The 19,717-nt window shown below is 70.6% G+C and carries 20 protein-coding genes; 17 read left to right on the top strand and 3 right to left on the bottom strand.

The annotated features are described in order from the left end of the window. The first annotated feature begins 127 nt into the window (after positions 1-127). The 3 genes from hutH (at position 128) to ACQBAT_RS14350 (ending at position 4,092) form a co-directional block, all read left to right on the top strand. Positions 128-1,696, top strand: a complete 1,569-nt coding sequence (hutH, locus tag ACQBAT_RS14360; RefSeq protein WP_420747898.1) for a histidine ammonia-lyase — start codon at positions 128-130, stop codon at positions 1,694-1,696. A gap of 65 nt (positions 1,697-1,761) precedes the next feature. Then, positions 1,762-3,417: a urocanate hydratase gene (hutU, locus tag ACQBAT_RS14355; protein WP_420747899.1), complete on the top strand. Its 1,656-nt coding sequence runs from the start codon at positions 1,762-1,764 to the stop codon at positions 3,415-3,417. A gap of 132 nt (positions 3,418-3,549) precedes the next feature. Further along, on the top strand, positions 3,550-4,092 hold the full coding sequence (locus ACQBAT_RS14350) for a Uma2 family endonuclease (protein ID WP_420747900.1): 543 nt from the start codon (positions 3,550-3,552) through the stop codon (positions 4,090-4,092). A 22-nt stretch (positions 4,093-4,114) separates the two neighbouring features. On the opposite strand, the gene ACQBAT_RS14345 is transcribed toward ACQBAT_RS14350, so the two are convergent. After that, positions 4,115-4,765: a hypothetical protein gene (locus ACQBAT_RS14345; RefSeq protein WP_420747901.1), complete on the bottom strand. Its 651-nt coding sequence runs from the start codon at positions 4,763-4,765 to the stop codon at positions 4,115-4,117. A 111-nt stretch (positions 4,766-4,876) separates the two neighbouring features. Continuing rightward, positions 4,877-5,398 (bottom strand): PadR family transcriptional regulator, encoded by a 522-nt coding sequence (locus ACQBAT_RS14340; RefSeq protein ID WP_420747902.1) that lies wholly within the window; start codon positions 5,396-5,398, stop codon positions 4,877-4,879. Between the two features lie 57 nt (positions 5,399-5,455). Here ACQBAT_RS14340 and ACQBAT_RS14335 point away from each other — a divergent pair, with 57 nt between their 5' ends. The 4 genes from ACQBAT_RS14335 to vapC all read left to right on the top strand — a co-directional run bounded on the left by ACQBAT_RS14335 (position 5,456) and on the right by vapC (position 8,071). Then, positions 5,456-6,556 (top strand): serine hydrolase domain-containing protein, encoded by a 1,101-nt coding sequence (locus ACQBAT_RS14335; protein ID WP_420747903.1) that lies wholly within the window; start codon positions 5,456-5,458, stop codon positions 6,554-6,556. A 151-nt stretch (positions 6,557-6,707) separates the two neighbouring features. After that, complete coding sequence (locus tag ACQBAT_RS14330) at positions 6,708-7,445, top strand: ABC transporter ATP-binding protein (RefSeq protein WP_420747904.1); 738 nt, start codon at positions 6,708-6,710, stop codon at positions 7,443-7,445. Positions 7,446-7,454: 9 nt separating this feature from the next. Continuing rightward, the gene (locus ACQBAT_RS14325; protein ID WP_420747905.1) at positions 7,455-7,667 is read left to right on the top strand and encodes a type II toxin-antitoxin system VapB family antitoxin; all 213 of its coding nucleotides are present in this window, start codon (positions 7,455-7,457) and stop codon (positions 7,665-7,667) included. After that, on the top strand, positions 7,664-8,071 hold the full coding sequence (vapC, locus tag ACQBAT_RS14320) for a type II toxin-antitoxin system VapC family toxin (RefSeq protein ID WP_420747906.1): 408 nt from the start codon (positions 7,664-7,666) through the stop codon (positions 8,069-8,071). The genes ACQBAT_RS14325 and vapC overlap by 4 nt, the downstream gene beginning before the upstream one ends. A 149-nt stretch (positions 8,072-8,220) precedes the next feature. Here the strand turns inward: vapC and ACQBAT_RS14315 are convergent, their stop codons facing one another. Continuing rightward, positions 8,221-9,195 (bottom strand): helix-turn-helix transcriptional regulator, encoded by a 975-nt coding sequence (locus tag ACQBAT_RS14315; protein WP_420747907.1) that lies wholly within the window; start codon positions 9,193-9,195, stop codon positions 8,221-8,223. 116 nt (positions 9,196-9,311) lie between these two features. Here ACQBAT_RS14315 and ACQBAT_RS14310 point away from each other — a divergent pair, with 116 nt between their 5' ends. The 10 genes from ACQBAT_RS14310 (at position 9,312) to ACQBAT_RS14265 (ending at position 19,709) form a co-directional block, all read left to right on the top strand. Then, a complete protein-coding gene (locus ACQBAT_RS14310) occupies positions 9,312-10,391 on the top strand; it encodes an ABC transporter ATP-binding protein (RefSeq protein ID WP_420747908.1) in 1,080 nt (359 codons plus the stop codon). Beyond that, the gene (locus ACQBAT_RS14305) at positions 10,388-11,266 is read left to right on the top strand and encodes an ABC transporter permease (protein WP_420747909.1); all 879 of its coding nucleotides are present in this window, start codon (positions 10,388-10,390) and stop codon (positions 11,264-11,266) included. The genes ACQBAT_RS14310 and ACQBAT_RS14305 overlap by 4 nt, the downstream gene beginning before the upstream one ends. A gap of 119 nt (positions 11,267-11,385) precedes the next feature. Next, entirely contained in the window at positions 11,386-11,994 is a 609-nt protein-coding gene (locus ACQBAT_RS14300) for a DedA family protein (RefSeq protein WP_420747910.1), read from the top strand. 20 nt (positions 11,995-12,014) lie between these two features. Continuing rightward, positions 12,015-12,458, top strand: a complete 444-nt coding sequence (locus ACQBAT_RS14295; RefSeq protein ID WP_420747911.1) for a YccF domain-containing protein — start codon at positions 12,015-12,017, stop codon at positions 12,456-12,458. A 19-nt stretch (positions 12,459-12,477) separates the two neighbouring features. Next, positions 12,478-13,365 carry a DMT family transporter gene (locus ACQBAT_RS14290; protein WP_420747912.1) on the top strand — a complete coding sequence of 296 codons (888 nt, stop codon included), beginning with the start codon at positions 12,478-12,480 and terminating at the stop codon, positions 13,363-13,365. 4 nt (positions 13,366-13,369) lie between these two features. Then, a complete protein-coding gene (locus ACQBAT_RS14285) occupies positions 13,370-14,683 on the top strand; it encodes an MFS transporter (protein ID WP_420747913.1) in 1,314 nt (437 codons plus the stop codon). Between the two features lie 147 nt (positions 14,684-14,830). Next, the gene (locus tag ACQBAT_RS14280) at positions 14,831-16,090 is read left to right on the top strand and encodes an allantoate amidohydrolase (protein ID WP_427197767.1); all 1,260 of its coding nucleotides are present in this window, start codon (positions 14,831-14,833) and stop codon (positions 16,088-16,090) included. Beyond that, positions 16,087-17,628, top strand: coding sequence for a formimidoylglutamate deiminase (locus tag ACQBAT_RS14275; RefSeq protein WP_420747915.1), 1,542 nt, complete (start codon positions 16,087-16,089; stop codon positions 17,626-17,628). The genes ACQBAT_RS14280 and ACQBAT_RS14275 overlap by 4 nt, the downstream gene beginning before the upstream one ends. A 70-nt stretch (positions 17,629-17,698) precedes the next feature. After that, positions 17,699-18,511 carry a lipoprotein gene (locus ACQBAT_RS14270; protein WP_420747916.1) on the top strand — a complete coding sequence of 271 codons (813 nt, stop codon included), beginning with the start codon at positions 17,699-17,701 and terminating at the stop codon, positions 18,509-18,511. A 73-nt stretch (positions 18,512-18,584) separates the two neighbouring features. After that, entirely contained in the window at positions 18,585-19,709 is a 1,125-nt protein-coding gene (locus ACQBAT_RS14265) for a mandelate racemase/muconate lactonizing enzyme family protein (protein WP_420747917.1), read from the top strand. Positions 19,710-19,717 lie beyond the last annotated feature (8 nt).

The raw sequence follows: 19,717 nt of genomic DNA, 5'->3' as shown, positions 1-19,717 counted from the left end.
GCTGTGTCGGGTTTCGGGCCCACCGGACGCGTCGTGTGCGCCATGACCCCGGCTAGGTCTGGTATCTGAGACACCGACCTCGCTCCCGGACTGTTGGCGAGCCAGCCTCAGCGGTGGAATGGCTGGCATGAGTCGCCTTCCCGCCACGCAGACCCCGACCGAGGTCACCGTTGACGTCGGCCCGCTCACGCCCGCCGAGGTCATCGCGGTCGCTCGCCACGGGGCCGGAGTCAGGCTGTCCGAGGCTGCCGCGGAAGGGATCACCGCGACCCGCCGGATCATCGAGGACCTCGCCAGCGACACCCAGCCGCACTACGGCATCTCGACCGGCTTCGGGGCGCTGGCCACCACCAGCATCCCGAGCGAGAAGCGCGCCCAACTCCAACGCTCCCTGATCCGTTCGCACGCGGCGGGCTCGGGCCCGGAGGTCGAGCGCGAGGTCGTCCGCGCCCTCATGCTGCTCCGCCTGTCCACCCTGGCCACCGGTCGCACCGGGGTCCACCTCGAGACCGCCCAGGTGTATGCCGATCTCCTCACCGCGGGCATCACGCCGGTCGTCCGCGAGCACGGCTCGCTCGGCTGCTCGGGTGACCTTGCGCCGCTCGCGCACTGCGCGCTGGCCGTGATGGGGGAGGGGGAGGTCCGCGACGCCGAGGGCACCTTGCTGTCGGCTGCTGACGCGCTCGCCGCCGCGGGGATCACCCCCGTCGAGCTGGCCGAGAAGGAGGGGTTGGCCCTCATCAACGGCACCGACGGCATGCTCGGCATGCTGCTCATGGTGCTGCACGATCTGGACACCCTGCTGACCACCGCCGACATCGCCGCCGCGATGAGTGTCGAGGGCCAGCTCGGCACCGACGACGTCTTCGCCGCGGACCTGCACGAGCTCCGCCCCCACCCGGGCCAGGGGGCCTCGGCCGCCAACCTGCGCCGGATCATGGCCGACAGCGGCATCCGTGAGAGCCACCGCACCGAGGCCTGCACCCGCGTCCAGGACGCCTACTCCCTGCGATGCTCGCCCCAGGTCCACGGCTCGGCCCGCGACACATGTGACCATGCCGCCCTCGTCGCCGGACGCGAGCTCGCCGCCGCCATCGACAACCCGGTCGTCACGCTGGATGGTCGAGTCGAGTCCAATGGCAACTTCCACGGCGCCCCGGTCGCGCACGTCCTGGACTTCCTGGCGATCGTGGTCGCGGATGTCGCCAGCATCGCCGAGCGCCGCACCGACCGCTTCCTCGACATCGCCCGCAATCACGGCCTGCCACCCTTCCTCGCCGACGACCCCGGCACCGACAGCGGCCACATGATCGCGCAGTACACCCAGGCCGCGATCGTCGCTGAGCTCAAGCGCCTCGCCACCCCCGCGAGCGTCGACTCGATCCCGTCCTCAGCCATGCAGGAGGACCACGTCAGCATGGGCTGGGGTGCCGCTCGCAAGCTGCGCCGCAGCGTCGACGGCCTGGCCCGCGTGCTCGCCGTCGAGATCCTCACCGCCGCCCGCGCCCTCGACCTGCGCGCGCCCCTCACGCCCGCTCCCGCCACCGCAGCCGTCGTCAAACTCTTGCGCGACAACGGGATCCAGGGCCCCGGCCCGGACCGCTACCTCTCCCCTGAGATCGAGGCCACCGTCGAGCTCGTCCTGGACGGCCAGGTCCGTGCCGCAGCCGAGTCCAGCACCGGCCCGCTGCTCTGACCCACCCGACCACACCGCATACCGGACACCAGATCACCCAGCCACCGCCCGACCCGAGGAGAATCATGGAAGGCGCCCGCCCCGTCCGTGCCGCCCGCGGCACCCGGCTCACCGCCCGCAGCTGGGCCACCGAGGCCCCCCTGCGGATGCTGATGAACAACCTCGACCCGGAGGTCGCCGAGCGCCCGGACGACCTCGTGGTCTACGGCGGCACCGGCCGCGCCGCCCGGGACTGGCGCAGCTTCGACGCCATGGTGCGCACGCTCACCAGCCTCCGCGAGGACGAGACCATGCTGGTCCAGTCCGGCCGCCCGGTCGGCGTCTTCACCACCCACGAGTGGGCGCCGCGCGTGCTGATCGCCAACTCCAACCTCGTCGGCGACTGGGCGACCTGGCCCGAGTTCCGCCGGCTGGAGCACCTCGGCCTGACGATGTACGGCCAGATGACCGCCGGCTCGTGGATCTACATCGGGACCCAGGGCATCCTCCAGGGCACCTACGAGACCTTCGCCGCGGTCGCCGCCAAGAGGTATGCCGGTTCTCTCGCGGGCACGCTGACCCTCACCGGAGGCTGTGGCGGGATGGGCGGCGCCCAGCCGCTCGCGGTGACGTTGAACGGCGGCACCTGCCTGATCGTCGACGTCGACGAGGCGCGGCTGCGCCGGCGGGTGAAGAGCCGCTACCTCGACGAGGTCGCCGACTCCTTGGACGCGGCCGTCGAGCGGGTGCGGGCCGCCAAGGCCGCGCGCGAGGCCGTCTCGGTCGGCGTCGTCGGCAACGCGGCCGAGGTCTTCCCCGAGCTGCTGCGCCGCGGTGTCGAGATCGACATCGTCACCGATCAGACCTCCGCGCACGACCCGCTGTCCTACCTGCCGACCGGGATCGACCTGGCCGACTGGGCGGAATATGCCGAGAAGAAGCCCGAGGAGTTCACCGACCGCGCGCAGGAGTCGATGGCCCGCCACGTCGAGGCGATGGTCGGGTTCATGGACGCCGGCGCCGAGGTCTTCGACTACGGCAACTCGATCCGGGACGAGGCCCGGCAGGGGGGCTTTGAGCGCGCGTTCGAGTTCCCCGGCTTCGTGCCGGCCTACATCCGGCCGCTGTTCTGCGAGGGCAAGGGGCCATTCCGCTGGGTCGCGCTGTCGGGTGAGGAGAAGGACATCCACGCCACCGACCAGGCCGTGATGGACCTCTTCCCCGAGAACGACCACCTCCAGAAGTGGTTGCGCGGCGCCAAGGACAAGGTCGCCTTCGAGGGCCTGCCCGCGCGAATCTGCTGGCTCGGCTACGGCGAGCGGGACAGGGCGGGCGTGCGGTTCAACGAGATGGTCGCCAACGGCGAGGTGTCCGCGCCGATCGTCATCGGACGTGACCACCTGGACTGCGGCTCGGTCGCCAGCCCCTACCGGGAGACCGAGGCGATGGCCGACGGGTCCGACGCGATCGCCGACTGGCCGCTGCTCAACGCTCTGGTCAACACCGCCTCCGGCGCGAGCTGGGTGTCGCTGCACCACGGCGGCGGCGTTGGGATCGGCCGCTCGCTGCACGCCGGCCAGGTCTCGGTCGCCGACGGCACCGACCTGGCTCGTCAGAAGCTCGAGCGGGTGCTGACCAACGACCCGGGCATGGGCGTCATCCGGCACGTCGACGCGGGCTATGAGGAGGCCGAGCAGGTCGCGGACGAGCGCGGCGTGCGGGTGCCGATGCGGGAGGAGTGAGCGCGGCGGGGGGTGCTCGGGGGGTGGAGCCCCCCGAGGGTGTGGACAACTCCTGAGGCGGTGGCCCCACCTGGGCGATGCTGGACCGCATGAGCCTGGACGTCGAAGCGCAGGAGGGGCACCATGGGAGTCATGACGATCACCGAGGTTGGGATCTACACGGTCGACGACCTGCACGCCTATCGCGAGGAGCGGCCCAACCTGGTCGTCCAGCTCGTCGAGGGTGAGCTGGTCGTGGCGCCGGGACCCAGCGTGGAGCACCAAAGCGTGCTCGGCGAGCTCTTCCTCATCCTGAGCGCGGCCATCTCCGCCTCCCACAAGGTCCTGCCGGCGCCGCTCGATCTCCGGGTGGGCGAGCGAACGGTGATCCAGCCGGACCTGATGGTGGTCCCGCGCACGGTCTCGTCCGGTCAGGAGGTCGAGGAGCCGCCGGTGCTCGTCGTCGAGATCCTCTCCCCGTCCAGCCGCGGCATCGATCTGGTGCGCAAGCCCGAGGTGCTGGCGCAGTTCGGGGTGCAGCACTACTGGGTCATCGATCCGCTCAACCCGTCCCTGCGGGTCTTCCAACTCACGGGCCAGACGTCTACGTCCGGGCAGGTCGTGGTGGGCGACGAGCTCTTCGAGACCCAGCTGCCGTTCCCGGTCTCGTTCCGACCCGCCGACCTTATCCGGTGACCCACGCCCGGCTGCTCGCTGCTCAACTGTTTGCGAAGCCGATCCCGCCGAGGAAGAAGATCGAGATCAGGAAGGCCCACCCACCGGTCAGTCGGAGCGCGCCCGGCTTGGCCCCCTGGGCGCCGATCACCAGATAGGCAGGCGCGGCGACGAGCGCGATGGGGGAGAAGGTGATCCAGAACCAGGCCCACCGCGTGGCGAGCCGCGGCTCGGGGCCGTTCATCAGGACGATCAGCCAGAGCAGGCCGGTGGCCAAGGGCAGGAGCCCGAAGACCACCGGTGCCTCGTAGTTGCCGATCGTGGCCCACGACGTGCGCGGCTGAGCGTAGGTGATCCGCACCGCAGGATTGGCCTCGCGCAGGACATCCTCGATCGGCTCGGTGAAGGTCTGCCGAGCCGTCGACACCTGGTTCGGATCACCCACCAGCTGCCGGACGTTCGTGAACTCTGTGACCATCCCCTCCCGCCACACCAGCCGGTACTCCACATCTCCCACCTCGATAGGCGTCGGCGTCCCGTCGGCACGCACCGTGTGCCCCTCGATCCGCACGCTCGACACATCACCTCGGTACAGGCCTCCCTCCAGCTGATCGAAGGTGCTCGCGCGCTCGCCGACGAGCGGCCCCACGATCAGGATCAGTGCGAAGAACGCGAGGGCCGTTCCGCGCAGCACATCCCACACCCGACCGGGTCGCCACGGGTCATACGACCGATCGCGCGGACTCCCTGCCGCATACCCTGATCGCGCTTCGAGATCACTCACCATCTGCCCCAAGCTCGGACTCTAGACCTCTTCGCGCCCCAGCGTGCCGAACCAGTCGAGCGCGAACCGGTGCGACCTCAATCCGTAGTCCAGAACCGCCCTTTGGTATGCCGCAACCTCCTCGAGCTCAGCCGGCACCTGCTGCTGTTCCACCTGGGTCTGCAGCCCTTCCAGGGCAGCCAGATCCGACCGCAACCGGGCCTCGATCCGCTCCAGCACAGGCCCCCGTTCGGGCTTATCGAGCAGCCCGAGGAAGAAGAGCCGGGACAGTGCCGCCGTCTCGACATCACCGCTCAGCTCACCCGTCATCCAGGTGCGAAAGGATTCCCGCCCGGCGTCGGTCACGCGATAGACCTTGCGGCCACGAGCCCCCACAGCCTCGTCGACTTCGACGTGGCCCTTGGCGAGCAGGCCGTCCAGGGCACGTTTCAAACTGCCCGAGCTGGCGCTGTAGAAGAGCGAGACGCCCTTCTCAAAGGCGCGGATCAGGTCATACAGGCTCATCGGCCGCAGGAGCAGCAACCCCAGGATCACGAACGCCATGACGTCACCCTACGCCCGGCTATTGAGTCTCACGGACATGTCTGATAGACATATTGCGTGAACCTCTCTCAGAGAGATGTCAGGTCCGGCTCCAACGACCTTCAGACCTTCCTGGACGGCCGCCTCCGCCGCTCGCTCGAGCGCCAGACCCGCCGCCGCAGTCCCCGCCTCCCCGCACCCCAGGTCCTCGTCGAAGCACCCGGCGTCCGCTTCTCCCACGGCGACATCGACCAGCCCTTCCACACCGCCAGCGCCGGCAAGAACTTCCTGGCTGTCCTCATCGCCCGGTTCATCGAGCGCGGCGACCTCAGCATCGACTCACCCCTCGGCGACGCCCTGCCGACAGCCGACCTCGCCCAGCTCCTGGCGGCAGACGGCGTCGACGTAGCCCGCGAGGTGACCATCGAGGACCTGCTCAGCCACCGAAGCGGGCTCCCCGATCCCTTCCTCCCGCCCCGGGGCCACCGCACGGCCTGCTCCCTGAAGGCTCTCGCCGCCGACCCGACGACCACCTGGACCCCGCGATCGGTCCTCGCCGAGACGTCCGACCTGCCTCCCCGCGGCCGCCCCGGCGCACGCTTCCACTACTCCGACGCCGGCTACGCCCTCCTCACTCTCGTCGCGGAAGAGGTGGGCGGAGCGCCCCTGGGTGAGGTGCTGCATACGGGACTCTTCGCCCCCGCCCGTATGCCGCACACCCACCTTCTCGACCCCTCCTCACCCGATCCTCGGCTGGCTGCGATGTGGCTCGGCGGCACCGAGGTGAGCGGCGCTCCTGCGCTGTCCATCGGGTCGATCGACGGGGGAGCGGTGACGACGGCGGCCGACTTGGTGGCCTTCCAGCGGGCGCTGCACGGCGGACAGCTGATCTCACCCGAGCTCCTCGCAGAGCTGGTGCGCCCCCGCTCGCGGATGCGGCCGGGCATCCACTACGGCGCCGGCTTCGTCACCCTGCGCTTCGGCGGCTTCATGCCGGTCGTGCTGCGCGGCCTGCCCGAGCCGGTCGGCGGTCTCGGACTGAGCGCGGTGCACGCGTTCTACTACGCCGAGCAGGACGCGCACGTGGTGCTCAACTTCCACGACACCCGCGCGATGAGCGCCAGCTTCCAGACCCACATCGCCATCGCCCGCGCGCTCGCGCGCACGATGTCCCGGTGACACGCCCGACCTCGACCGGCTCAGCCGTGCCCGGGCGCGACTGATCCGGTCCTGCCCGCGCGTGTCGCGGGACGGAGTGCCCGCCGACCGGCGCCGGATCGCAGCCGATCGGAGGATGGTGCGCGCCGCCGCGCCCGGGGAGTCTGGACGCATGACAGTGATCGACGTGCGGGATCTCCGCAAGACCTACGGCTCCACGGTGGCGGCCGACTCCGTCTCCCTGCAGGTCGAGGCAGGTGAGGTGGTCGGCATCCTGGGCCCCAACGGCTCGGGCAAGACGACGACGGTGGAGTGCATCGCCGGCCTGCGGCGCCCCGACAGCGGCAGCGTCCGCGTGGCCGGCCTCGACCCGGCGGCGGAGCGTGACCAGATCACCCGGATGGTCGGCGTCCAGCTGCAGCAGGCTGGCCTCCAGGGCAAGCTGACCGTGCGCGAGGCTCTCGACCTCTACGCCTCCTTCTATGACGACCCCGCCGACGGGCCAGCGCTGGCCGAGTCGCTGGGCATCGGCCCCAAGCTCGACGCCCGCTACGACAATCTTTCGGGTGGCCAGAAGCAGCGCCTGGCCATCGCTCTGGCCCTCATCGGTCGACCCCGGATCGCGCTGCTCGACGAGCTCACGACCGGCCTGGACCCCCGCGCCCGCCGCACCGTGTGGGGCGTGATCGAGCAGGCGCGCGACGCGGGGACGACCGTTGTCCTGGTCACCCATTTCATGGAGGAGGCCCAGCATCTGTGCGATCGCCTTGTGCTGATCGCTGACGGCCGGGTGGTCGCCGAGGGGAGTCCGCGCGAGCTGATCGGCAGCGCTGGAGCACCGACCACGATGACCTTCACGCCCAGCGCCCCGGTCCGTCTGGACGACCTCGCTCAGCTCCCCCACGTGTAAAGTACGTGTATGGCGCGCACTCGCACCAACATCGAGATCGAGAACGACCACGTCGTCGCGATCATGCGCCGCTATGGGGTCCGCACCAAGACTGAAGCCGTCGACCTCGCGCTGCGCCACCTGGCCGGTGACCCGATGAGCCGCGAGGAGGCCCTCGCCATGCGAGGCGCGCAGGCGATCGGGGAGCTGCCGGAGGACACCCCGCCCGCCGACGTCGCATGATCTTGGCCGACTCCTCCTCCTGGGTGGAGTACGACCGTGCGACGGGAAGCGCCGTGGATCTGGAGGTGCGGCGGCTGATCGAGGTGGATGGTCCGCTCGCCGTGACCGAGCCGGTCGTCATGGAGGTGTGCGCGGGTGCCCGGTCGGCCCGACGCGAGCAGGACCTGCGCCGTCTGCTCGGGCATCCTGCTCTGCTGCGCTTCGATCCGGTGGCCGACTTCTCCGGCGCGACGCGGATCTACCGTCGCTGTCGTCAGGTCGGGGTCACGCCGCGGGGTCTCATCGACTGCATGATCGCGGCCGTCGCCCTCCGCCACGATGCCGAGGTGCTCGCCTGGGACCGTGACCTCGCGCTCATCGCCGAGGTCGTCGGGCTCCGACTCCATCCCGCCTCGCTCAGGTGACGTCCGCGACCGCACGCAGGCTGAACTCGAGCGCCGCGGTCACGATGTCCCGCTGACACGCCCGGCCTCGACCGGCTCAGCCGTGCCTGGGCGCGACTGAGCCGGTCCTGCCCGCGCGTGTCGCGGGACGAAGTGCCCGCCCTCCCACCTCACCCCGCACGTCCCACCCGCCCCAGACGATCCGCCACCTCATCGACTGCAGCGGCCAGCTCGGGAGGGCCGATGACCTCGATGTCGACCTCGTAGAGCAGCAGCCAGGCCACCACGGACCCCCACGACCAGCCGCCCATCTCCACCCGGCAGCTGTTCGCGTCCACCTCGGTCACCGATCCGTGCGCCGCGGGTAGCCACCGCGCAACCTCGCGCGCGGGCGCGTGCATGAGCACCGTCCCCGTCACCGGCCAGCCCTGGTATGCCGTGTGCGGACTCAGCAGGTCCGCCGCCTTCTCCTCGCTCAACTCGCGCGGGGTGAAGCGTGGCCCGACCGGAGTCTTGGGGCGCATGCGATCAACCCGGAACGTGCGCCAGTCGTCGCGATCAAGGTCCCAGGCCACGACATACCAGCGGCGGCCGCGGCTCACGAGCCGGTGCGGCTCGGTGCGGCGGGCGGAGGCGACCCCGTCCTTGGCGACGTAGTCGAAACGGAGCTGCTGGTGGTCGCGGCAGCAGGCACCGATGTCGAGCAGGGTCAGCGGGTCGACCGCGCTCTCGTCGGGGACGCCGGACCCGCCGCCACCGCCACGCACCGCCGTGACCTGCAGCGCGTCCACCCGGTGCCGGAGCTTGGCGGGGAGCACCTGGCGGATCGTGGCCAGGGCCCGTAGTGAGGCGTCCTCCACCCCGGCGATCCCGCTCGCCGCCGTCTGCAGCGCGACCGCGATCGCCACCGCCTGCTCGTCGTCGAAGAGCAACGGCGGCAGCTCGGAGCCGGGCGCCAGCCGGTAGCCACCGTGCGGCCCCTTGGTCGTCTGCACCGGGTAGCCCAGCTCGCGCAGCCGGTCCACGTCCCGACGCACCGTGCGAGGGCTGATGTCCAGCCGGTTCGCGAGCTCGTCACCACCCCAGTCGCGGCGGGTCTGGAGCAGCGACAGGAGCGAGAGGAGACGGCCGGCGGGTTGCGACATGCTGTCCATCCTGCCGGAAGTAGCGGTCAGAAACTGACCCTTATCCCCCCTACGCTGAGTCACGAAGGACAGCACTTCCCGAGAGCTCTGCCCTCACGCACCCACGAAGGAGCACCATGATCGAGGCCACCGGGCTGACGAGAGACTTCGTCACCCGCAAGAACACCGTCCACGCGGTCCGCAGCATCGACCTGCACGTGGACCGCGGCGAAACCGTCGCGGTCCTCGGCCCCAACGGCGCCGGCAAGACCACCACCATGCGGATGCTCACGACCCTGCTCCGTCCGACCTCCGGCTCGGCGCGGGTCGCCGGCTTCGACGTCGACACCGACCCCGACCAGGTCCGTCGGCGCCTGGGCTACGTCGGGCAGGGCAACGGCGCCGGCCACAACCAGCGGGCGCTCGACGAGCTGGCCTGCCAGGGCGTCGTCTTCGGGATGTCTCGCGACGACGCCCGCACGCGTGCGCAGGACCTGATGAGCTCCCTCGACCTCGCCGGCAAAGAGAAGGCCAAGGTCTCCGAGCTCTCCGGCGGCCAGCGCCGCCGCCTCGACGTCGCGATGGGCCTCATGCATGCTCCCGAGCTGCTTGTCCTGGACGAGCCCTCCACCGGCCTGGACCCGCACAACCGCGCCAACCTCTGGGAGCACATCCAGGCGCTGCGCGCCGAGCACGACATGACGCTCCTGCTCACCACCCACTACCTCGACGAGGCGGACACCATGGCCGAACGCGTCGTCATCATCGACCACGGCCAGATCATCGCCGATGACACCCCGGAAGCGCTCAAGCAGCAGCACGCCGGCGACCTGATCTCGGTCACCACCGAGGGGCCCGACGCCGCCGCGCGACTCGCCGACCACCTCCAGGTATGGCGTTCCACCACCTCTCCGCCCACGTCCACCTCAGGGCATTCCACCTCTGCCACGTCCACTTCTGCGTCGTCCACTTCTGCGTCGTCCACCTCCGCGAACCCGACCTCCTCGGTCGAGACCCGGGGGAGCACGGTGGTGGCGACTGTCGCCCACGGTTCGCGCCGCGTGGCCGAGCTGGTGCACCTGGCGGAGGGACACGGCATACCCCTCCTCGATGTGCAGGTCCGGCGCCCCACGCTGGACGACGTCTTCCTCAACCTCACCGGCCGCAGCCTGCGCGAGGCCGGCGCGTCCGCCGACGACAGCGAGGCCGCAGCATGAGCACGAGCCAGTCCACCCCTCGCCACTCCTCGACCGCGGCGAACACCACGGGCGACGGCGGCACCTCTCCCACCACCACCACCAGCAGCACGCGCCTGGCAACAACCGGCCCGCGCTCGCTCCTTCGGGACAGCTGGATCGTCCTCTCGCGCGAGCTCCGACCGATGCTGCACGACCCTTTCTCGGTCGTCTTCTCGCTGGTCCAGCCACTCTTCTTCCTCGCGCTCTTCGGGCCGCTGCTGGCCGGGAATCTCGGCCCGGGGCTCCCCGGCGGCGATGTCTGGCAGTGGTTCGTGCCGTCGATCGTGGTGATGATCGCGCTCTTCGGCTCGACGATGGTCGGCTCCAACCTGCTCTACGAGATGCACACCGGCGCCCACGAACGGATGCTCGTCACCCCGCTATCTCGACCCTCGCTGCTCGTCGGCCGGGCGCTGAAGGAATTCGTCACGCTGGTCGTGCAAGCGGCGATCATCGTGCTGGTGATGGTGCCCTTCGGCTTCCGGATCTATCCGCTCGGCGTGCTCCTCGGGCTGGTGCTGCTCGGGCTGCTCGGGGTCGGGATCAGCTCGCTGAGCTATGCCCTCGCGATCGCCGTCCGCAAGCAGGAGTGGATGTTCTGGGTGGTGCAGCAGACCTTCCTGTTCCCGCTGATGATCCTCTCCGGGATGCTGCTGCCGCTCGAGGGTGGGCCCGGCTGGATGCGCGTGCTGTCCCAGGGCAATCCGCTCACGTATGTCGTGGAGGCCACCCGCTCCCTGTTCGCCGGTGAGCTGTGGACCGGGGATGTGCTCTGGGGCTTCGTCGCCGCCGGCCTCACGGCCCTGGTCGGCGTGAGCGTCGGCATCCGGGCGATGCGGGCCAGCGCCGGGTAGGGCTGGGCCCGCAGGTCGCGGCACGCCCGACGTCACCGACCTCCAGCGTTCGGAGCCGTTGTTCGGCCCCTGCCCTGCCCTGGTCGGTGCTCCGCGGAGCACTGTCCTAGGGTCGAAGCATGCTGGAGGGGCTGAATGCGGCACTGCTCGCCGCCGCCGATCAGCCCTGGGTGCTGCTCGCGTTGTTCGCCTTCTGCGTGCTCGACGGCTTCTTCCCGCCCGTCCCCAGCGAATCCCTGGTCGTCGGCCTCGCCGTCATCTCCGTCTCCGCGGGGGCGCCGGACCTATGGCTGCTCATCCTGGTGGCGGCAGCGGGGGCCGCCATCGGCGACAACATCGCCTATCAGATCGGGCGCACGGTGGGCACCCGCCGCTTCCGGTGGATGCGCACCCGCAAGGCCGAGGCCGCCTTCGCCCGCGCCGACGAACTTCTCGCCACCCGCGGCGCCGTCATCATCATCACCGGCCGGCACATCCCGCTGGGTCGCGTCGCGATCAGCATGGGCGCCGGAGCGACCGCGATGCACCGGCCGACCTTCGTCTTCCTCACCATCATCAGTGGCCTGGTCTGGGCCGGGCTCGCCGTGGGGGTGGGCGTGCTTGCCGGACACTGGCTCGGTCACAACCCGCTGCTCGGCATCGTCGTCGCGATCCTGGCCGCGATGGCGATCGGGCTGGTCGTGGACCGGCTGATGGCCTGGTGGTCGGCGCGTACCCCGGTGGTCTGACGCTGCGAGACACTTGAACCATGCGTTTTCTGCTCAACCTCATCTGGCTCGTCTTCGGCGGGCTCTGGCTCGCGCTGGCCTACTTCTTCTTCGGCCTGATCGCCTGCATCTTCATCATCACGATCCCGTTCGGCATCGCCAGCTTCCGGATCGGCGCCTACGCGCTGTGGCCCTTCGGTCGGACCATCGTCCCGACCCGCAACGCCGGCGCCATGTCGACCATCGGCAATGTCATCTGGTTCATCGTCGCCGGCGTCTGGATCGCCGTCGCCCACCTCACCACCGCCGTCGCGCAGGCCCTCACGATCATCGGCATCCCGCTGGCCATCGCGAACATCAAGATGATCCCCGTCTCCCTGGTGCCGCTGGGCAAGGAGATCGTCGACAACGACCAGCTCGGCGCGGGCGCCCAGCCGCTGGTGAGCGTGCCCCAGGGCTGGGGCGAGCAGACCCGCCGCAGCTGAGGGGACCTACCCTGCTCAGATGCCCGCCATCGCCCTCCTCGTCCTCGCGACGCTCTTCTGGGCGGGCAACTATGTGGTCGGTGAGCGAGCCGTCCGGGTCATCGACCCGCTCTCCCTCACCTGGTTGCGCTGGCTGCTCGCGGCGATCCCGCTGGTCCTGATCGCCCAGCTCGTCGAGCGTCCTGACTGGCGCGTCGTCCTGCGACGGTGGCGAATCCTGCTCCTGCTCGGCATCGTCGGGGCGGCCGGGTATCCCTTCCTCCTCTACTCCGCCCTCGAGCACACCTCCGCGGTCAACGCCTCGGTCATCAACGCCAGCAACCCGGCCGCGATCGTGGTCGCCGCCGCGCTGCTGGGGCAGGCGCGCACCGGGTGGCGCGCCTGGGCCGGCGTCGCCCTCGGCCTCCTCGGGGTCCTGCTCGTCCTCACCCAGGGCGACCTGTCCCGCCTGCTGACGCTCTCCTTCAATGTCGGCGACCTGTTCATGCTGGCCGCCGTCCTCGCGTGGACGGCCTACACCCTGCTCGGCCGCACCCTCGGCCTCCCGGTCCTCACCGCCACCGCCATCCAGGTCGTCCTCGTCGTCATCGCGCTGGCCCCGTTCGCCCTGGCCACCGGCATCGAGCTCCCGCAGGATGGCCCGACCTGGTGGGCACTCCTGTTCATCGCCGCGCTCCCCTCGGTCGGCTCCTACGTCTGCTGGAACCTCGCCGTCGCCCGCGTCTCACCCAGCACCGCGGCTACCTCGATGAACCTGGTGACCGTCTTCGTGATCGCCATCGCTGCTCTCCTCGGTCAGCCGCCGACCCTCATCCAGCTCATCGGCGGTGCTCTCGTGATCGGCGGCGTCCTGCTCACCACTCCGGTGCGTCGCCGACGAGTCGCGCCAGCGCAGGTGGAAGGCTGATCCGGTGAGCTCGACCACCCGGATCTTCCAGCGCCTCGTCCGCGCCGACCGCTCCGACCAGAGCCCCCAGGACCAGGCGGCGACCGCCCGCAACGGCCTGCGCCAGATCACCGCCGAAGCGCTCCAGTCCACCGGCGACCAGGTCGTCAACGCCAAGACCGTGCTGCCCTGGGCGCTCGCCGCCGTGGGCGCGCCCGCCGCGCTCACCGCGCTCCTCGTGCCCGTCCGCGAGTCCGGCTCGATGCTCCCGCAGGCCGCGATGGCCCCGGTCCTCCAACGCTCCCGTCGCCGGGCGCACTACTGGTTGGTCGGTGCCGCTGGCCAAGCACTCTCTACCGCCGGTATGGCGTGTGCCGTCGCCTTCACCTCCGGCTGGGTCGCTGGCCTGCTGATCGTGGTCGCCCTCGCGATCTTCGCGCTCTCCCGCTCGCTCAACTCCTTGGCCGGCAAGGACGTCCTCGGTCGCACAGTGCCGAAGGGGGAGCGCGGGCAGATCAGTGGCCTGACCGCGACCGCCTCCGGCGCGGTGGCCATCACCTTCGGACTGGCCATCCGGGCGTTCGGCGGTGACGATGCCTCGCCGCTGGTGCTCGCCGGCCTGCTGCTCGCGGCGGCCGTGGCCTGGGTGCTGGCGCTGGCGGCCTTCGCCGGGATCCGCGAACCCGAGGTGGACAGCGAGGACCTCGTCTCGCGTACAGATGATCAGCCCAGCTGGGTCAGCCAGTCCTGGCAGTTGCTCCGGGACGATCAACCGTTCCGGCAGTTCGTGCTGGCGCGTGGCTTGCTGCTGGTCTCGGCGCTGTCGCCGCCTTTCGTCGTGGCGATGGCGGCGCAGGCCGGCGGTCACTCACTCGCCGGGCTCGGCCCGTTCGTCATCGCCCAGGGCCTGGCCGGTCTCATCGGCGGCCGGATCGCCGGGCGACTGGCGGACCGGTCCAGCCAGAAGCTCATGGTCTGGGCCGCGGCGCTGGCCAGCCTGGTCGTGCTGGCCTACCTGTTGCTCGAACGGATCCCGGACGTCCGCGATGCCGGCTGGCTGCACCCGGCCGTCTTCCTGGTCCTGGCGCTCGCCCACGTCGGGGTCCGGGTCGCCCGCAAGACGTATGTCGTGGACATGGCTGGTGATGATCGGCGCACCACCTATGTGGCGGTCTCGAACACCCTGATGGGCGTGCTGCTGCTCATCGTGGGTGGGCTCTCCAGCGCGCTGGCGCTGCTCGGAGCCGATGTCGCACTCGCCTTCCTAGCCGTGCTCGGGCTGATCGGCGCGTGGATCTCACACCGGCTGCCCGAGGTCAGCAAGAGCGTCACCGTCTGAGGTTTCCAGGGTGGCGGTGGTCGTCGCTGGGGACTTCGGTGCAGGCCGTCACGTCTCGCATCTCGGACACGCCCAGCGTCCCGCCCCGCCCGGACCGAGCGGCTCTTCCCTAGAGTCGGAAAGGTGAGCAGCGCAGCCTTCGACAGCATGTGGGCCGACCTCGATCCGGTCGGTCGGGTCGGCAGCGCCGGGTACCGACGCTTTGCCTGGACCCGCGAGGATCTGACGCTGCGCGAGTGGTTCGCCCAGGAAGCCACGCGTCGTGGCCTGGACCTGGTGGAGGACCGGGTCGGCAACCAGTGGGCCTGGTGGTGGGACGGCCCCGGCTCGGTCGACGATGCTGTCGCGGCGGGCCGTCGGGGCGTGGTCATCGGCTCCCACCTGGACTCCGTCCCTGACGGCGGGGCCTTCGACGGCCCGCTCGGCGTCGTCTCCTCCTTCGCGGCTCTCGACGAGCTCCGGGCCGGCGGGATCGTCCCGACGGTCCCTGTCGCCGTCGCCAATTTCGTCGACGAGGAAGGCGCGCGGTTCGGGATCGCCTGCGCGGGCTCGCGCGTGCTCACCGGTCAGCTCACCGCTGACCGGGCCCTGGCGCTGACCGACGCCGACGGCACGACCTATGCCGATGCCCTGCGCGCGGCCGGACGCGACCCCGACAGCTTCGGTCCCGACGCGGAGGCTCTGGCCCGGGTCGGCTGCTATGTCGAACTGCATGTCGAGCAGGGCCGCGCCCTCGTCGACCTGGGTGAACCCGTCGCCGTCGCCAGCGACATCTGGCCGCACGGCCGGTGGCGGTTCGACTTCCCCGGCGAGGCCAACCACGCCGGCACCACCCGCCTTCAGGACCGGCGCGACGCGATGCTGGGTTATGCCGAGCTCGTCCTCGCCGCGAGGGCTGGTGCTACCCGCCGCGGTTGCGTCGCCACGGTCGGGAAGGTGCACGTCACGCCCGGTGGCGTCAACGCCATCCCCTCCCACGTCACCGGGTGGCTCGACGCCCGTGGCGCCGACGAGACCCAGGTCCGAGCGCTCGTCGAGGACCTCACGACCCAGATGGGCGAGCACTCTGCGGCGGCCACCGAGGAGAGCTGGACCCCGACCACGCGCTTCGATGGTGACCTCAGCCACCGCCTCCGCCTCGTCCTGCAGGCACGCGGCGGCAGCGACGCTCAGCTCTCGGTCCCCGTCCTGGGTACCGGGGCCGGTCACGACGCCGGCATCCTGGCCACCGCTGGCTACCCGACCGCGATGCTCTTCGTGCGCAACCCCACCGGAATCTCGCACAGCCCCGCCGAGCACGCCGAGGTCGACGACTGCCATGAAGGTGTCCACGCCCTCGCCGCCTGCGTCGCGGATCTCACCACCCAGCCCGGCTCCACCACCCAGCCCGAGAAGGACCCGGCGTGAGCACGCGGACCTGGCACGCGGCATACGGGCAGCTGCCTGGCGGCCTCGCCCGCGACGTGCGCCTGCAGGTGAGCGACGGTCGCTTCACCGCCATCACCACCGACACCCCTGCGCAACCCGGGGACGAACGGCTGCCTGGCGTCGTCCTACCCGGGCTCGCCAACGCGCATAGCCACGCCTTCCACCGGGCGCTGCGGGGACGCACCCACGACGAGGGCGGCACCTTCTGGACGTGGCGCGAGCGCATGTATGCCGTCGCTGCCCGCCTCGACCCCGGCACCTACCTGGAGCTTGCCCGGGCGACGTACGCGGAGATGGCGCTCGCGGGGGTGACCGCGGTGGCGGAGTTCCACTACCTACACCACGGGCCGGGTGGTGAGCGGTACGACGACCCCAATGCGATGGGCCAGGCGCTGGTCCAGGCCGCCGCGGACGCCGGGATGCGGCTCACGCTGCTGGACACCTGCTATCTGGCGGGTGGGTTGAGCGGAGATGGTTATTCGCCGCTGGAGGGGACGCAGGTGCGCTTCGGCGACGGTGACGCGCAGGCGTGGGCCGAGCGGGTTGACCTGCTGCGCGACCACACCGATGGCGGCCCAGCCCACCTGCGCGTGGGAGCCGCGATCCACTCGGTCCGGGCGGTGCCGCGGGACCAGCTCGGGGTCGTGGCGGGGTGGGCTCGGGGGAGACGTGAGACTGCCCCACGTGGCGGGGCAGATGACGGGGTGCCCCACCTGGCGGGGCAGATTGCGCTTGCCCCACGTGGCGGGGCAGATGACGGGGTGCCCCACCTGGCGGGGCAGATTGAGCTTGCCCCACGTGGCGGGGCAGATGACGACCTGCCCCAACTGGCGGGGCAGGCTCACGTCTCCAGCCACCCTCCTCATGGTCGACCGTTGCACATCCACCTCTCGGAGCAGCCCGCCGAGAACGAGGCGTGCGAGGCGGCACATGGGTTGACGCCGACCGGGTTGCTGGAGGCGGAGGGAGTGTTGGGTCCGGACCTGAGCGCGGTGCACGCGACACACCTGAGCGGGCACGACATCGCCGCCCTTGGGTCACACGGCTGTTGGGCGTGTTTCTGCCCGACGACCGAACGCGACCTGGCCGACGGCATCGGCCCGGCGAGCGCACTACGTCGGGCCGGGGCACGACTCTCCCTCGGGTCGGACCAGCACGCCGTCATCGATCTGATCGAGGAGGCCCGAGCCGTGGAGATGCACGAGCGGCTGGCCAGCCTGGAACGCGGGCAACTCCAGCCGGACGTCCTCCTGGCGGCGGCGACCGCGCACGAGAGCATCGGTTGGGCTGATGCCGGACGGATCGAGGTCGGTGCGCGGGCCGACCTGGTGGCGGTGCGCCTGGACACGGTGCGGACCGCGGGGGCTCACCCGGGCCAGATCCTCCTCGCGGCGGGGGCACCGGACGTGGACACCGTGATCGTCGACGGTGAGGTCGTCGTGCGCGAGGGACGGCATCGGCTGGGGGACGTCGGATCGCTTCTGCGTGAGGCGATCGACCCGTTGTGGCAGGGTTGATCTCCAGCGGGAAGGGCCCGCGTCAGCACGTCGGAGGGGATTTCGGGGTGCAGGGAACGAAGGAGCTGACATGACGATGAAGCGTTGGAGCGCGATGCTCGTGGCCGCCAGCATGACGGTGGCGCTGAGCGCCTGTGGTGGCGAGGACGACGCAGAGACCACCCCGACACCGACCCAGGCGGTGGAGCCGGAGGAGGCCACCGAGCCTGAGGAGACCGAGGAGGTTGAGGCCACCGAGGAGGAGACTGAGGCCGAGGAGACCACCGAGGCGACCGAGGACGCCACACAGGAGACCGACGACGTCGAGGAGACCGAAGACTCCGACGACCAGGAGACCGGTGGCACAGCTGGTGGCGAGGGCGACGACGAGCTCACCGAGCCCGGCGCCGAGCTCGCGATCGGCGACGCGGCCGTCATCCAGATGGCCAGCAACGCCGACCCTCAGGACCCGTCCTACCGCTATCTCAAGCTGCGCGCGACGGTCACCGAGATCGAGGAGGCGGACCCCTCGCTGCTCGACGGGGTCACGCTCGCGACGCCGGTGGAGGACGAGGTTCCCTTCCTGATCTGGGCGGACCTGGAGATCCTGGACACCGAGGGTGACTACGACATCACCGACTACTACCCGCAGTTCAACGCCCGGCACGCCGACGGGTCCCGCGCCATGACCATCTTCACCAGCAGCGGCTCGATCGGAGAGTGCGAGAGCGAGTACTACGACAGCCTCGAGCCCGGCAGCACCGCCCGCCTGTGCATCGTCGCGTTGGCAGACGCCGGTCAGGAGATCGGCCAGGTCCTCTGGGGCGGCAACGACAACGCCGACGGCGAGGGTGACTGGCAGAACAACCCCTACTACGAGGACCCCATCGTCTGGATCGACTGATTCTGGCGCGGCCAAGGGCCTGCAAGGTCAGTACGCCTAGAACCCTCCCCAGCGAGGGACTTAGGTTGGACGCATGCGCATCGAACGGGCGGTGATTCACCACATCCACCTGCCGCTGCGCCAGCCCTTCGTCATCAGCTACGCCCGCTGGGAGGCCATGCCCTCGGTCGTGGTCGAGCTGCACACCGATGACGGACTCGTCGGCTGGGGTGAAGGCGTCGCCGACGAGTTCGTCACCGGCGAGACCACCGCAGCCTCGGTCGAGGTGCTCGAACACGTCCTGCTGCCCGAGGTGCTGGGTCATGACCTGCGGCCCGCTGAGCTGCAGCGTCTGCACGCGGTGATGGCTGCCCGGATCGGTGGCAACCCTTCCGCCAAGGCAGCGATCGACATCGCCTTCCACGACCTGCTGGGCCAGCAGGCGGGGTTGGTCGTCTGCGACCTGCTGGGCGGCCGGGATGACGACCTGACCTATCCCTCGGTCATCTCCATCGGCGAGCCGGAGGAGATGGCGGCGCAGGCCGAGCGTGCCCTCTCCTCCGGCTTCTCGGCGATCAAGATCAAGGTCGGGCAGGGGGAGTGGCGCACCGATGTCGCCCGCATCCGCGCCGTCTGCGAGGCGGTCGACCATCGGGCCCCCGTGCGGGTGGACGTCAACCAGGGCTGGTCGACCCCTGCGGTGGCGATCCAGGCCGTGCGCGAGCTGGGCGGCATCGGGGTGGCGTGGGTCGAGGAACCTATCGCGATGGGGGACATCGCCGGCCTGGCCGAGGTGCGTCGGCACTCCCCGGTGCCGATCATGGCCGATGAGTCCTGCCAAGGGCCGGCCACCTTGCTGAGCATCATCGCTGCCCGCGCTGCGGACCTGGTCAACATCAAGGTGATGAAGACGGCTGGCCTGCACAAGGCCGCGCAGATGGCGGGGATCGCCGACGCGGCCGGTGTCGGTGTGCAGATCGGCTCCATGGTGGAGTCCTCGGTGGCCAGCGCCGCAGGCTTCCATCTGGCCGCCGCCCGCACAGTCATCGGATCCACCGAGCTGACCGGCCCCCTGCTGTTCAGCGACGACATCGGCGACCTGACCTATACCCCGCCACGCGTCCACCTCCCCACGCGCCCCGGCCTCGGCGTCAACGTCGACCTCGACGCCCTCGAGCGGCTGCGCATCACCAGGCGGGAGGTCGTCCGACAGACCTGATGATCACC

The sequence above is a fragment of the Ornithinimicrobium pulveris genome (assembly GCF_050261105.1).
Lineage (GTDB): Bacteria > Actinomycetota > Actinomycetes > Actinomycetales > Dermatophilaceae > Ornithinicoccus.
The sequence above is the reverse complement of the archived record's forward strand: the minus strand, read 5'-3'. Positions and strand labels throughout refer to the sequence as shown.